At 72.2% G+C, this 13,117-nt stretch carries 11 protein-coding genes; 5 read left to right on the forward strand and 6 right to left on the reverse strand.

From position 1 onward, the window contains the following. The first annotated feature begins 150 nt into the window (after positions 1-150). Complete coding sequence (locus ACYVAG_RS09755) at positions 151-1,047, forward strand: phenylalanine 4-monooxygenase (RefSeq protein ID WP_460769241.1); 897 nt, start codon at positions 151-153, stop codon at positions 1,045-1,047. A 165-nt stretch (positions 1,048-1,212) separates the two neighbouring features. Here the strand turns inward: ACYVAG_RS09755 and deoC are convergent, their stop codons facing one another. The 4 genes from deoC to ACYVAG_RS09775 all read right to left on the reverse strand — a co-directional run bounded on the left by deoC (position 1,213) and on the right by ACYVAG_RS09775 (position 5,978). Next, positions 1,213-1,899, reverse strand: a complete 687-nt coding sequence (deoC, locus tag ACYVAG_RS09760; protein WP_460769243.1) for a deoxyribose-phosphate aldolase — start codon at positions 1,897-1,899, stop codon at positions 1,213-1,215. A 19-nt stretch (positions 1,900-1,918) separates the two neighbouring features. Then, a complete protein-coding gene (locus ACYVAG_RS09765; RefSeq protein WP_460769245.1) occupies positions 1,919-2,992 on the reverse strand; it encodes an alanine racemase in 1,074 nt (357 codons plus the stop codon). Between the two features lie 13 nt (positions 2,993-3,005). After that, entirely contained in the window at positions 3,006-4,565 is a 1,560-nt protein-coding gene (locus ACYVAG_RS09770; protein WP_460769247.1) for a glucosaminidase domain-containing protein, read from the reverse strand. A 168-nt stretch (positions 4,566-4,733) separates the two neighbouring features. After that, on the reverse strand, positions 4,734-5,978 hold the full coding sequence (locus tag ACYVAG_RS09775; protein WP_460769249.1) for a S1 family peptidase: 1,245 nt from the start codon (positions 5,976-5,978) through the stop codon (positions 4,734-4,736). Between the two features lie 355 nt (positions 5,979-6,333). Here ACYVAG_RS09775 and ACYVAG_RS09780 point away from each other — a divergent pair, with 355 nt between their 5' ends. The 4 genes from ACYVAG_RS09780 to ACYVAG_RS09795 are packed head-to-tail and all read left to right on the forward strand — an operon-like array spanning position 6,334 to position 10,766. Next, positions 6,334-7,050, forward strand: coding sequence for an SCO2322 family protein (locus ACYVAG_RS09780; protein WP_460769251.1), 717 nt, complete (start codon positions 6,334-6,336; stop codon positions 7,048-7,050). Positions 7,051-7,075: 25 nt separating this feature from the next. Beyond that, positions 7,076-8,224, forward strand: a complete 1,149-nt coding sequence (locus ACYVAG_RS09785; protein ID WP_460769253.1) for an energy-coupling factor transporter transmembrane component T — start codon at positions 7,076-7,078, stop codon at positions 8,222-8,224. Then, on the forward strand, positions 8,221-9,954 hold the full coding sequence (locus tag ACYVAG_RS09790) for an ABC transporter ATP-binding protein (RefSeq protein WP_460769255.1): 1,734 nt from the start codon (positions 8,221-8,223) through the stop codon (positions 9,952-9,954). The genes ACYVAG_RS09785 and ACYVAG_RS09790 overlap by 4 nt, the downstream gene beginning before the upstream one ends. Further along, the gene (locus ACYVAG_RS09795) at positions 9,951-10,766 is read left to right on the forward strand and encodes an ECF transporter S component (RefSeq protein ID WP_460769256.1); all 816 of its coding nucleotides are present in this window, start codon (positions 9,951-9,953) and stop codon (positions 10,764-10,766) included. The genes ACYVAG_RS09790 and ACYVAG_RS09795 overlap by 4 nt, the downstream gene beginning before the upstream one ends. Before the next feature lie 15 nt (positions 10,767-10,781). Here the strand turns inward: ACYVAG_RS09795 and ACYVAG_RS09800 are convergent, their stop codons facing one another. After that, on the reverse strand, positions 10,782-12,263 hold the full coding sequence (locus ACYVAG_RS09800; protein ID WP_460769257.1) for a sensor histidine kinase: 1,482 nt from the start codon (positions 12,261-12,263) through the stop codon (positions 10,782-10,784). Positions 12,264-12,291: 28 nt separating this feature from the next. After that, positions 12,292-13,017: a response regulator transcription factor gene (locus tag ACYVAG_RS09805; protein ID WP_460769259.1), complete on the reverse strand. Its 726-nt coding sequence runs from the start codon at positions 13,015-13,017 to the stop codon at positions 12,292-12,294. Between the last annotated feature and the right edge of the window lie 100 nt (positions 13,018-13,117).

Consider the following 13,117-nt stretch of genomic DNA (forward strand, 5'->3'; position numbering starts at 1 on the left):
GTCCGGCTGGACAATGTGTCCAGCCGGACTGGCGCTCGACCCCGCTTCGTGTGCGCGGTGACCACCGGGTCCCCGCGCGGTTGGCAGCAACGGGCGGTTCTGCTGTGCTGTGAGTCAGATCACCGTCGTCACCGTCGATGCGGAGGAACAATGTTCGAAGAGGGCCAGCTCTATTCGCCCGTCACGGCCGAGGAGGACGGCTCCGTCCAGGTCCACCTGGGCGAGAACCACCCCGGGTTCAAGGACGAGGCCTATCGCGCGCGCCGCAACGAGATCGCCGCGTCGGCCGTGTCGTGGATCCGCGGCCAGCCGATCCCGCAGATCGCCTACACCGACGTCGAGAACGAGGTGTGGGCGACGGTCAGCCGCGAGCTCGCGCCCAAGCACGAGAAGTACGCGCACTCGGAATACCTCGCCGCCAAGGCGAACCTCGGCCTGCCGACCGACCGCGTGCCCCAGCTCGACGAGGTCACCGCGCGGATCAACCCGCTCACCGACTGGAGCTACGTCGCCGCCCCCGGCCTGGTCGAGTTGCGCCAGTTCTACGGTGACCTGGGGTCGCGCACGTTCAACTCGACGCAATACCTGCGCCACCCCTCGGAGCCGCTCTACACGCCCGAGCCCGACATCATCCACGAGGTGATCGGCCACGGGAACCAGCTCGCGAGCCCCCGCTTCGCGCGGCTCACCGAGTCGGCCGGCCAGGCGTCGCTGCGGCTCGAGACCGACGAGGCGATGCAGTTCCTCGCCGACGTGTTCTGGTTCTCGATGGAGTTCGGCGTGATCTACGAGGACGACGTGCTGAAGGCCTACGGCGCCGGCATCGTGTCGAGCTATGGCGAGATGGACGAGTTCCGCCAGATGGAGATCCGCGGCCTCGACCTGCTCGACATGGGCACGCTGAACTACGACATCACGGCTTATCAGCCGATCCTGTTCGCCGCCGAGTCGCTGAACCACCTCGACGACGTCGCCGGCACGTTCTTCGACACCTGCAGCGACGATTCGATCGCCAAGCTGCGGGCGGGGGAGCGTACGCCGGCCTGAGCCTCGCTGCGTACCGGTAGACATGTCCCGTCAGGTACGCAGCCGAACCGCGAACTCGTCGGCCTGAGTCCCCGCTGGCTGAGCGAGCGCCAGCGAGTCGAAGCCCCTCAGCCTGAGTTCCCGCTGGCTGAGCGAGCGCCAGCGAGTCGAAGCGCTGCCCCGCGCTCAGTAGTCGCCCTCCGCCTTCGCCCCGTCCAGCACCGCCCGCGTGCCGGACAGGCCGAGGCGCGACGCTCCGGCGTCGATCATCGCGAGGGCGGTGGCGTGGTCGCGGATGCCGCCCGACGCCTTGACGCCCAGCCGGTCGCCGACGGTCTCCCGCATCAGCTTCACGGCGTGCACCGATGCGCCGCCCGACGGGTGGAAGCCCGTCGAGGTCTTCACGAAGTCGGCCATCGCGCGCTCGGCGGCCTGGCAGGCGGCGACGATCTCGTCGTCGGTCAGCGCGGCCGACTCGATGATCACCTTGAGCAGCGCGCCGGGGACGGCCTCGCGCACGGCCCGGATGTCGGCCTCGACGGCGTCGACGTTGCCCGCCTTCAGCTGGCCGAAGTCGATCACCATGTCGACCTCGTCGGCGCCGTCGGCGACGGCCTGCTTCGCCTCGGCCGCCTTGACCGAGGACACGTGCTTGCCGGACGGGAAACCGCAGACGGTCGCCAGCTTCACCTCGCCCAGGTCGAGCGGGCGGCCCAGCGCGGCGGCCGACAGCATCGACGGCGAGACGCAGATCGAGAACACGCCCAACTCGCGGGCCTCGGCGGCCAGCGCGTGCACGTCGGCGGGAACGGCCTCGGGCTTGAGGAGGGTGTGGTCGACGTAGCGCGCGAGGTCGGAGCGGGAGAGAGTCATGGGGCCAGTCTAGGGAACCTCACGTGTTGGCGTTGCGCGCCGCGACCCGCCACGTCGCGACCCGTTCGCCACCGTCGACGGCCACCAGCTCGTCGGCCAGGTTGACCGCGTTGCAGCAGTGGTTGGGAGCGACCCGCACGACCGATCCCAACGGGGGCAGCGATTCCGCCAGCTCGACCACGGCGTGGTGCTCGCTGAGCCCCACGATCCGCGCGTCCGGGAGGTCCACCAGGCGGCCGAACCCGCTCGCCCACCCGGGCCGGTCGGCGCCGAGCGCCTTGCTGCCCGCGTCCAGCACGATCCGCCCGCCGGCGTGGCTCACGACCGTCGCGTACGCCGTCAGTGCGATCTGCTCGCGCGTGCACGCCCCGAGTTCCCACTGCTGCGCGTCGTTGAACACGTACGCCCCGGGGCGCAGCTCGGTCAGGGTGCCTCCCGCGTACGCCGCGCTCGGGCTCGATCCGCCGCTGATGACGAGCGGCTCGATTCCCTGCGCCAACAGGGATTCCGCCGCCCGAGCCAGGCCCACTGCCTCCTGGTCCGCGGCCGCCCGGCGCGCGTCGGGGTGATAGGAGTGGCCCGGGAAGGTGAACACCCCGACGACGTCCAGTCCGGCGTCCCGGGCGGCGGCCCCGACCTCACCGGCCCGCTCGGGCGCGGCCCCGCTGCGGCCCATGCCGCTGTCGACCTCCACCAGGACCTCGACCGGCGCGCCTCGCAGGGCAGCTGCGGCCCGGCGCGCGGCCTCCGCCGAATCGCACCCCATGCGTACGCGGGCCCGATCGGTCAGCGCCGCCAGCCGTCGCCCGCGCGCGTCGTCCAGCCACACCGGATAGGCGATGAAGACGTCGTCGTGGCCGGCCGCGACGAACGCCTCCGCCTCGGCGACGGTCGCCACGGTGATGCCGCGGGCGCCCGCATCTCGTTGCACGGCAGCGATCTCGAGCACTTTGTGGGTCTTCACGTGGGGCCTCAGCGCGACGCCGGCCGACGCCGCGTACGCGGCCATGCGCGCGATGTTGTCGCGCATGACGGCGAGGTCGACGACGAGGGTCGGTGTGGTGATCCCGAGGTCACCGAAGGAGGTGGTCACGTGCCCAGCCCCCTCAGAACGTCCCCTGCCCCGCCCGGTAGGTGATCGTGCCGCCCTGGAATCCCTGCGTACAGGTGAAAACACCGCCGGGAGTCCCGCACGATTCCTTGCCCACAGCGTATCCGTAGCGCCCGGCCTCCCAGCCGTAGGAAGCCCAGTGGCCCCGGATCGCACCCCACGTCGGCCAGGCGCCGGACGGGCCGGACCAGTGGATCGAGCCGCCCTGGAAGTGCTGGAAGCACCCGCCGTCGCGCAGCCCGCACGACTCCGCCGTCATGGGATAGCCCAGCGGTCCCGACTCGAAGCCCATCTCGTTCCAGCGGTCGCCGATGGCCCCCCACAGCGGCTGCGCGCCGGTGTCGGGGGAGAAATAGAGGCGGCCGCGCTCGAACGTCTGCCAGCACCCGCCACGCACGAGACCGCACATCTCGTCGGAGGTCGGATAGCCCAGACGGCCGAACTCCCACGAGAAGTCGGCCCACCGCTCGCCGATGGCACCCCACACCGGGTGGGCGCCCGTCTGCGGGGACCAATAGACCGCGCCGAACGTGAACCGCTGGAAGCAGCCGCCGCCCACGAGCCCGCACATCTCGCCGGAGGTCGGCAGGCCGAGCTTGCCGCGCTCGGCGCCCAGCCGGGTCCAGGTCTTCCCGATCTCGCCCCAGACGGTCAGCGACGCCCCGCCCGTACGCACGATCGCGCCGCCGGTGAACTTCTGCACGGTCGCCGCGCCCACCGCGTACGCGTCGGTGGTCGGGAACTGGAGGTGTTCGCGAACGTTCTGGCTGAAGCGGTAGTGGTTCCAGACCTCGCCGGTCAGCGGGTGGGCGCCGTGGGCCGGGGTCGACACGATCATGCCCCTGTTGAACGGCACCATGGTCGCGCCGGTGACCGGCCCGTCCTGAGCGCCGCCGATCGGCCACGACAGCGCCGACGACACTCCGCCGACGGCCGCAAACTTCGCGCCGATCGCCCCGTCGACCGCGACCGGCGTGGTGTTGATGGGTGCGGTGTCGTACGCGTACAGCCCGTATTTCGTCATCAGGCCGATGATGTAGTCGGCATAGCCCGGGTCGGTCGCATAGCCCGCCTTCCCCACCTCGCGGATGAAGTCGTTGGGGTTGGTCGTGGTGAACGCGGCCGCGTACCGGGTCGAGTTCTTGAGGAAATAGCCGTGGTCGGCGAACGAGTCCTCCGCCGAGCGGTAGGTACGGAACGCGCTGACGATCGGCACCGGGTTGGCGGGGTCGAAATATTCGAGCGACGACTTGTCCACGCAGCCGAGCTGGAACGGGCTCGTGTAGTCGGTCTTGCACTTGATGCCGAAGTACGCGTGCCCATAGAGGCTGAGGGACGACTGGCCCCAGCCCGACTCGAGGATCGACTGCGCGATGCTCACCGAGGCCGGTACGCGGTAGGCCTGCTGGGCACGTTGGGCGGCGGGCGCGACCGCGCGGATGAAGCGGCCGGTGTCGACGGCGGCGGACGCCTCGGGGGCGCGGGCGATGCCGAGGCCCGTCACGCCGAGGACGAGCGCGAGGACGAGGGCGAGCAGGTGGGGGATGCGACGCATGCGGGGATTCTCACCCGCTGGTTGCCCGATCAACAAGCGTGGGTCTCGAGGTGAGGTCAAGACCCGCGTACCCCGCCCCTGTATTAGCGACCGTAAAACACACTCAGCACACCGTGTACGGCGTGCTGAGTGTGTTTACGGGTCGCTAATACGCCGTGGGGCCAGATCTCACTGCCCGTACGTCAGCCCGTAATAGCTCAGGGCGTCGGTGACCGGCTGGAAGTAGGACGACTTGCCATACTCGTAGCCGCCGTTGAACCGGCAGGTCTGCACCGCCGGCCCGCCCGACGTCATGCCGACCGCATAGCCGCCCGAGACGTACGCGCCGCCCGAGTCGCCCGGTGCCGTGCAGACCGTCGAGGTGCCGAGGCCGGAGACCTGGGCGACCGTGCGGCCCTGGTCGTCGGTGTAGGTCACCGACGCGTTGTAGCCCCGCACCACGCCGCACGTCACGCCGCTGGTCGCGCCGGACTTGCACATGTCGGTGCCGACCGGCGCCTTCCACGCGCCCGACGAGGCCTGGCTGATGCCCTCCGGATCGTTGTAGGTGTTGACGCGCGTGGTCATGACGTCGTCGGAGTCGACATAGATCGCGCCGAGGTCGCGGTCGGGCCGGCCGTCATAGGAGACGAAGCCCGAGGCGGCCGCGGTGCCGATGCGTGCGCCGCTCTTGTAGAACGCGCTCGCACCCTCCACGCAGTGACCGGCCCAGACCATGACCTTGCGCCCGCCGCTGGTCTTCGCGGGGAAGCCCGCCGAGCAGTAGCCGCCACCGTACGCCGACATGGTGATCTTGTCGCCGCCCGAGATGCTCAGGTGGGTGACCATGCGCTCGCCCTGGCGCACCTCGACCGCGTCGCCGAAACGGCTCAGCGATGCGCGGGCCGCGGCCGGGTCGGTCGCCGTCACGACGACCTTGTCGGCCACGATGTCCGGCGTCACGGTCGCCACCTTGGCGCCGCCCGCCTTCGCGACCTCGGCGACGAGGTCGCTGAGGCGCGCCTCGCCGTGCTGCGGCGTACGCACCTGGAGGCCCTTGGCCCGAGCCGCCTTCGCCGCCGGCGACCCGGCGGCCGCCTGGACGACGAGCTCGCCCTGCTCGGTGAAGTACGCCCCGTCATAGGAGTGCGACTTGGCCAGGTCCGCGTACAGGTTGTTCTGGACGTTCTTGTGGGCCAGATGGGCGCGCTGCACCTCGACCGAGCGCCCCGACGTGCGGGCCATGATCTCGATCTGCGTGTCGGTGAACTGCACGTCGACGCTCTTGGCCTCGGCGCGTGCCGAGGTGGCGGTGTTCTGGGGGGCGAGGGTGGGGCCGGCCGACGGCGGCGCGGCGATCGACGGCTGGGCGGTGAGAGCGATGGCGGCGCCTCCGACGACGAGAGCGAGCGCGGCGTTCTGGAACTTCTTCATTGAAATTCTCCAACGGGGTAGGGATTTCAGGGGATGGTCCGTTGCAACGTGAGGTCCAAACTGTCAGGTGGATCACATGAACCGCAAGGACTCACGGCGTTGTGAAATTTCACTTCCGGACGCGGGTGTACGCTGCCCGAGCAAACTCAATGACGCCGCATCGCAGGGAAGCCGGTCCGATTCCGGCGCTGACCCGCAACCGTGGGGCCGACGACACAGCGAGAAGTCTCACGTCGCGGCCGAGCCGGAACACTGCGCGCGGCGCCGTCGACACCGAACTCGTCGTGGACTGCGGGTGAAGGGCCGGGGCGCTTCCCCTGTTCTCGCTGTGGTCACCGACCACAGGAGGAACACCGTGTCCGTCGTACGCCGCCTCGTCGCCGCCCTGCTCGTGGCGCTGGGGGCCGTCTCCCTCGTCGCCGCCCCCGCCCACGCCGAGGACGCCTACCGCTACTGGTCGTTCTGGCAGTACGCGAACGGCCAGTGGGACTACGCCCAGAAGGGCGCCGACGGCATCGTCCCCGCCGACGGATCCGTGCAGGGGTGGCGATTCGCGGCGTCCGGCATGAACGAGAAGCGTACGCCGCGCGCTGCCGCCGACTTCGCCGCCATCTGCGCCGCGGCCCCCGCGGAGGAGGGGAAGAAGCGCGTCGCGATCGTGCTCGACCAGGGCACGCCCGAGGACGCGCCGAACGCCGCGACCGACAAGCCCAACGGCCAGGTGCAGGGCACGTGCGTCGTCCTCAAGCCCGAGGCCAACGCCGCCGAGGCGCTCGCGATGGTCGCCGACGTCCGCAAGGAGAAGGGCAAGACCTGCGGCATCGGCGGCTATCCGGCCACCGCCTGCACCGAGCCCGTCCGCATCGACAGGCCCGCGCAGGACCAGCAGCTCACCATGAGCGTCCAAGCCCCGAAGGGCTCGTCGAAGGCGGCGCCGGCACCGGCCCCCGCCCCCGACGCGAAGGGCGGATTCGCCGCGGTCGCCCCGTGGCTCATCGGCGCCGTCCTGCTGCTCGCGCTGGCCGGGGGCGCGTACGCCCTGAAGCGCGGCCGCGACCGCGACGCGGCCTGATCTCGTCGACCGGACCACCACGACCATGCAGGCCGTCCATTCCCCGCGCAACCCCCGGGCCCTCCACCCGGGGGCGTGGTGGCTGTGGGCTGCCGGCCTGGCGGTCGCCGCGAACCGCACGCTCAACCCGATCCTGCTCGTCCTCATCGCCGCGGTCGCCGGCTTCGTCGTGAGTGCCCGCCGCACCGACGCGCCGTGGGCCCGCGCGTACGCCGTCTTCCTCAAGGTCGCGCTGGTGATCATCGCCGTACGCGTGCTCCTGCAGGCCGTCCTGTCGACCTACGCGCAGGGCAGCCACGTGCTTGTGGTGCTGCCGGAGATCCCGCTGCCGGACAACGTGCGCGGCATCAAGCTCGGCGGGGTCGTCACCTGGGAGGCCACGCTCACCGCGCTCTATGAGGGCGCCCAGCTCGGCGTGATGTTGCTCTGCCTCGGCGCCGCCAACGCGCTCGCCTCGCCGCTGCGGCTGCTGCGCTCGCTGCCGGGCGCGCTGTACGAGGCGCAGGTCGCGTGCGTGGTCGCCCTCACCTTCGCGCCCCAGCTGGTCGCAGACGCGCGGCGGGTGCACGCGGCGCGGCGCCTGCGCGGCCAGCGCGTACGCCTGCGCAGCGTCTTCGCGACGACGATGATGCCGGTGCTCGAGGGTGCGCTCGACCGCGCGATCGCGCTCGCCGCCGCCATGGACTCCAAGGGCTTCGGCCGCACGCGCCACCTCAGCCGGCGGGCGCGCGTGACCACCACGATCGTGTCGCTCGGCGGGCTCGTCGGGCTGCTGGTCGGGACCTACGGCGTCGTCTCGGCGTCGATCGACCCCTGGCTCGCGACGGGCGCGCTGTTCGTCGGCGTGGGGCTGCTCGTGGGTGCGCTGGCGCTGGGGCGCGACCGGGCGATCCGGTCGCGCTATCGCCCCGACCCGTGGGCGCTGCCGGAGTGGCTCGTCGCGCTGTGCGGGCTGGTGCCGGCCGTGGCGTTCGTCGTGCTCGCCGGCATGGGGCTGGGCGGCCTGAAGCAGGCCGGCCCGCTGGCGACGCCGGCGCTCGAGGTCGTCCCCGTGCTGGCCGTGCTGGTGGGCGCGCTCGCCGCATTCGCGGCGCCGGACCCCCGCGTACGCGCGGTCCCGCGGGCCGAGGTGGCCGCGGTGCCGACCGGGGAGCGCGAGGAGGTGGCCGCGTGATCCGCTTCGACGAGGTCGCCGTGACGTTCGCCGGCGCCGACCGTCCGACGCTCCACGACGTGTCGCTGACCGTCGACGAGGGCGAGCTGGTGCTGCTCGTCGGCCAGACCGGCTCGGGCAAGTCGACGCTGCTGAAGACCATCAACGGGCTCGTGCCTCACTTCACCGGCGGCCGGCTCGACGGGTCGGTCGCGGTCGCGGGCCGGTCCACGCGCGATTGGCGCCCGCGCGACCTCGCCGACGTCGTGGGCTTCGTCCACCAGGACCCGCTGGCGTCGTTCGTGACCGACACGGTCGAGGACGAACTGGCCTACACGATGGAGAGCCTCGGCATCGCCCCCGACACCATGCGCGTGCGCGTCGAGGAGACCCTCGATCTCCTGGGGCTGGCCGACCTGCGCCGGCGTACGCTCACCACGCTGTCGGGCGGCCAGCGCCAGCGCGTCGCGATCGGGGCCGCGCTGACGGCCCACCCGCGCGTCCTGGTCCTCGACGAGCCGACGTCGGCGCTCGACCCGCAGGCGGCCGAGGACGTGCTGGCGGCGATCCAGCGACTGGTCCACGACCTGGGGCTGACGGTCGTGATGGCGGAACACCGGCTGGAGCGCGTGGTGCAGTACGCGGACCGCGTCGTCGAGCTCGGCGGCGGGACGATCGTCCGCGACGGCGACCCGGCCGAGGTGCTGCGGGAGTCGGTCGTGGCGCCGCCAGTGGTGGAGCTGGGCCGCGCGATGGGGTGGACGCCGCTGCCGCTGAGCGTGCGGGGCGCGCGGCGCAACGTTCTCCGAGCGAGCGGGAACGTTCTCCGAGCGGGCGCCAGCGAGTCGAGGAGCGGAAACGTTCTCCGAGCGAGCGCCAGCGAGTCGAGGAGCCTCGCCGAGGTCGCGAGCCTCGCCGTCCGCTATCCCGGCCCCGTCGTCGCCCTCCGCGACGTCTCCCTCACCTTCCACGCGGGCGAGGTGACCGCGCTGATGGGGCGCAACGGCGCCGGCAAGTCGACGCTGCTCGCGAGCCTCGTCGGCCTCGTCAAGCCGACCGCCGGCCGCGTACGCGTCGCCGACCTCGACCCTGCCGCCGCGAAGCCCCGCGACCTCGTACGCCGTGTCGGGCTCGTCCCGCAGGACCCCGCCGACCTGCTCTATGCCCACACCGTCGCCGACGAGTGCCGCACCGCCGACCGCGACGTCGCCGCCGAGCCAGGGACGTGCGCGCGGATCCTCGCCGAGCTGGCCCCCGACGCCGACCCGACGCTCCACCCCCGCGACCTGTCCGAGGGCCAGCGCATGTGCCTCGCCCTCGCCGTCGTCCTCACCGCCGACCCGCCCCTGCTGCTGCTCGACGAGCCGACGCGCGGGCTCGACTACGGCGCGAAGGCGCGGCTGGCCGCCCACCTCAGCGGGCTCGCGGCCGCCGGCCGCGGCATCGTCCTGTCGACCCACGACGTCGAGCTCGTCGCCGAGATCGCCGACCGCGTCGTCGTGCTGGCCGAGGGCGAGGTCGTGGCCGACGGTCCCGCCGCCGATGTCGTCACCGGCTCGCCGATGTTCGCCCCGCAGATGGCGAAGGTGATGGCCCCGCTGCGGGCCCTGACGGTGGGCGACGCGGTGAACGTTCTCCGAGCGAGCGCGGACCCCGACGTTCTCCGAGCGGGCGCGGACCTCGACGTTCTCCGAGCGAGCGCGGACCCCGACGTTCTCCGAGCGAGCGCCAGCGAGTCGAGGAGCCCATGACCACCCCCCGCGGCCTCGTCCCCTTCGGCATCCGCAGCGCCCTCGTCCTCGCCCTCGCGTCGGTGATCGGCGTCCTCGCCTTCACCTGGCCGCTCGTCGTCCGCATCGAGCAGACCGCCGCCCGCTCGTCGTCCCACTCCCACGACGCGCCCTGGCTGTTCGCGCTCCTGCTCCCGCTCCTCGCGGCCGTCGTCCTCGCTCAGCTCTCCGACGGCGGCATGGACGCCAAGGTCGTCGCCCTCCTCGGCATGCTCACCGCCGTCGTCGCCGGCCTCCGCGCCCTCAGCCCCGGCACCGCAGGCCTCGAGCCCGGATTCTTCATGCTCGTCGTCGCCGGCTTCGCGTTCGGGCCGGGCTTCGGCTTCGTCCTCGGCGCGCTCGGCATCTTCGCCGGCGGCCTCATGACCGGCGGCATCGGCCCGTGGGTCCCGTTCCAGATGTTCGCCTCGGGCTGGGTCGCGCTCGGCGCCGGCCTGCTGCCCCACCCGCGCCGCGAGTCCCGCTGGGGCCACGTGGCGATGCTGGCGGCGTACGCGCTGGTGGCCGGACTCGCGTACGGCGTGATCATGAACCTCTGGTTCTGGCCCTTCGCGACGTTCGAGTCGTCGATGTCGTTCGTGCCGGGCGACGCGATGGGCGCGAACCTGGAGCGGTACGCGCGGTTCTGGGTGCTCACGTCGATCGGCTGGGACCTGCCGCGCGGCATCGTGTCGGCGCTGCTGGTGCTGGCGTTCGCGCGCCCGCTGCTGCGGGCGTTCGCGCGGGTGAGCCGGAAGGCGGCGTTCGGCGAGAAGGTGGAGTTCGGGAGCTGACGCGCTCCTCGAACCTCAGGCCGCCCGCAGCCGCAGCGTGAACTCCGTGTGTCCCGGCCGCGACTCCACCGACGCCCGGCCGCCGTGGGCCTCCATCACCGACTGCACGATCGCCAGGCCCAGCCCGGTCGAGTCCTTCGCCAGCCCCGACCGCGTACGCGCCGTGTCCGCCCGCGTGAACCGCTCGAACACGCGGTCGACGATCGCCGGGTCGATGCCGGGGCCGTCATCGGTCACGGTGATGACGGCGTCCGGACCCTCCTGCCGCACCGCCACCGTCACCGCCGTGCCCTCCGGCGTGTGCTTGCGCGCGTTGGCGAGCAGGTTGGCGACGACCTGGTGGAGGCGGTGGCGGTCGGCGACCCCGCGTACGGGGGTCTCGGCCAGCTCCACCCCCCAGTCGTACGCCGGGTTGGCCGCCTGCGCGTCGCTGACCGCGTTGAGGACGAGGTCGTTGAGGTTCACCGGCTCGAGCTGCAGGTTCGGGTTCGAGTCCATGCGGGCGAGCAGCAGGAGGTCCTCGACAAGCCGCGACATGCGCTCGGCCTCCGACTCGACGCGGTCCATCGCGAACGCCGTGTCGGGCGGCAGGTCGGCGCGGTCGCGGCGGGTCAGCTCCGCATATCCCCGGATCGCCGCCAGCGGGTTCCGCAGCTCGTGCGACGCGTCGGCGACGAACTGGCGCACCTTCGTCTCGCTCGCCTGCCGCGTCGCCAGCGCCCCCTCGACGTTGGCGAGCAGGTGGTTCAGTGCGGTGCCCACCTGTCCCACTTCGGTACGCGGGTCCGCGTCCGCCTCGGGCACGCGTACGCCGAGGTCGACCTCGCCGCGCGACAGCTCGAGCTGCGACACCTGGTGGGCGGTGCCGGCCAGGCGGTTCAGGGGCTTGAGGCTCTCGCGCACGACCCGGCGTACGCCGAGGACCGCGGCGCCGATCGCGAGCATCGTCAGCGCGACCGCCATCGACAGGATCTGTACGAGCGTGCGCTCGACCTCGCGCAGGGGGAGCGCGACCACCGCGGTGCCGGCCTGGCTGCCGACGGCCTTGACGCGGTAGCGGCCATAGCCGGGCACGACGACCGACTCGCGCCGCCCGTCGGCCGGCACCGACAGGAGCCGCTCGGCCGCGACCACGGTCAGGGCCTCGACACCGGCCGACGAGTCACTGACCTCGCCGCCGCGCACCGTCCCCGACGTCGTGTCGACCAACAGCGCGCCCACGGGCTGGCCGTTGGCCGGCACCGGCGGGCGCCCGCCGCCGCGGTTGTCGCGCGGCCCGCGCTCCATCTGGCGCGAGAACGCGGCATCGAGCTGGCGGTCGAGCGAGCGCGTCATCAGCTGCGCGGTCGACAGCGCGGTGAGGGTCGACAGCGCGATCGCGACGGCGGTGACGAGCAGCGCGACGCGGAGGAGCAGCTTGCGCCCGAGCGTGCCGGGGCCGAGCGGCGCGACGGGCTCGAGCGGCCCGGGCGCGGGGCGGCGGGGGAGCAGGGTCATGGTCGGGTCCGGGGCTGCGTACGCGGGGTCACGACGCCGGACGCAGGACGTAGCCGGCCCCGCGCATCGTGTGGATCATCGGGGCGCGGTCGTGGTCGATCTTCTTGCGCAGATAGGAGATGTAGAGCTCCACGACGTTCGCCTGGCCGCCGAAGTCGTAGTTCCACACCCGGTCGAGGATCTGGGCCTTCGACAGCACGCGGCGCGGGTTGCGCATGAGATAGCGCAGCAGCTCGAACTCGGTCGCCGTGAGGTTGATCTGGTCGCCGGCGCGCGTGACCTCGTGGGAGTCCTCGTCGAGCGTCAGGTCGCCGACCACGAGCGTCGCGTCGGCCCGCACGAGGCTCGCGCCCGAGCGCCGCAGCAGGCCGCGGAGACGCGCGATGACCTCCTCGAGGGAGAAGGGCTTGGTGACATAGTCGTCGCCGCCGGCGGTGAGGCCGCCGATGCGGTCCTCGACGGCGTCGCGGGCGGTGAGGAAGATGACGGGGATCTCGGGCTGGTCGGTGCGGATGCGGCGCATCACCTCGAGTCCGTCGAAGTCGGGCAGCATCATGTCGAGCACGATCGCGTCGGGCCTGACCTCGCGGGCGGCCTTCACGGCCTCGGTGCCGGACGCGGCGGTCGACACCTCCCACCCCTCATAGCGCATCGCCATCGACAGCAGCTCGGTCAGCGAGCGCTCGTCGTCGACGGTGAGGACGCGGATGGGGGACCCGTCGGGGCGGGTGAGCGTGGGTTCCTTCGTGGCCATGGGCCTAGCCTTCCACCGACGGATCTGGGTGCGCTATGGGTTGGCTGTGGGAAACCTGTGAAGGGTCGAGTTCCGCGGGTCACGTTGGCTGAGCGAGGAA

Source organism: Mariniluteicoccus flavus (assembly GCF_054776655.1).

Excerpts from the sequence above, each read along its gene's own strand:
- ACYVAG_RS09755 (WP_460769241.1), top strand. The coding sequence starts at position 151 with ATGTTCGAAGAGGGCCAGCTCTATTCGCCCGTCACGGCCGAGGAGGAC.
- deoC (WP_460769243.1), bottom strand. The coding sequence starts at position 1,899 with ATGACTCTCTCCCGCTCCGACCTCGCGCGCTACGTCGACCACACCCTC.
- ACYVAG_RS09770 (WP_460769247.1), bottom strand. The coding sequence starts at position 4,565 with ATGCGTCGCATCCCCCACCTGCTCGCCCTCGTCCTCGCGCTCGTCCTC.
- ACYVAG_RS09775 (WP_460769249.1), bottom strand. The coding sequence starts at position 5,978 with ATGAAGAAGTTCCAGAACGCCGCGCTCGCTCTCGTCGTCGGAGGCGCC.
- ACYVAG_RS09785 (WP_460769253.1), top strand. The coding sequence starts at position 7,076 with ATGCAGGCCGTCCATTCCCCGCGCAACCCCCGGGCCCTCCACCCGGGG.
- ACYVAG_RS09795 (WP_460769256.1), top strand. The coding sequence starts at position 9,951 with ATGACCACCCCCCGCGGCCTCGTCCCCTTCGGCATCCGCAGCGCCCTC.
- ACYVAG_RS09800 (WP_460769257.1), bottom strand. The coding sequence starts at position 12,263 with ATGACCCTGCTCCCCCGCCGCCCCGCGCCCGGGCCGCTCGAGCCCGTC.
- ACYVAG_RS09805 (WP_460769259.1), bottom strand. The coding sequence starts at position 13,017 with ATGGCCACGAAGGAACCCACGCTCACCCGCCCCGACGGGTCCCCCATC.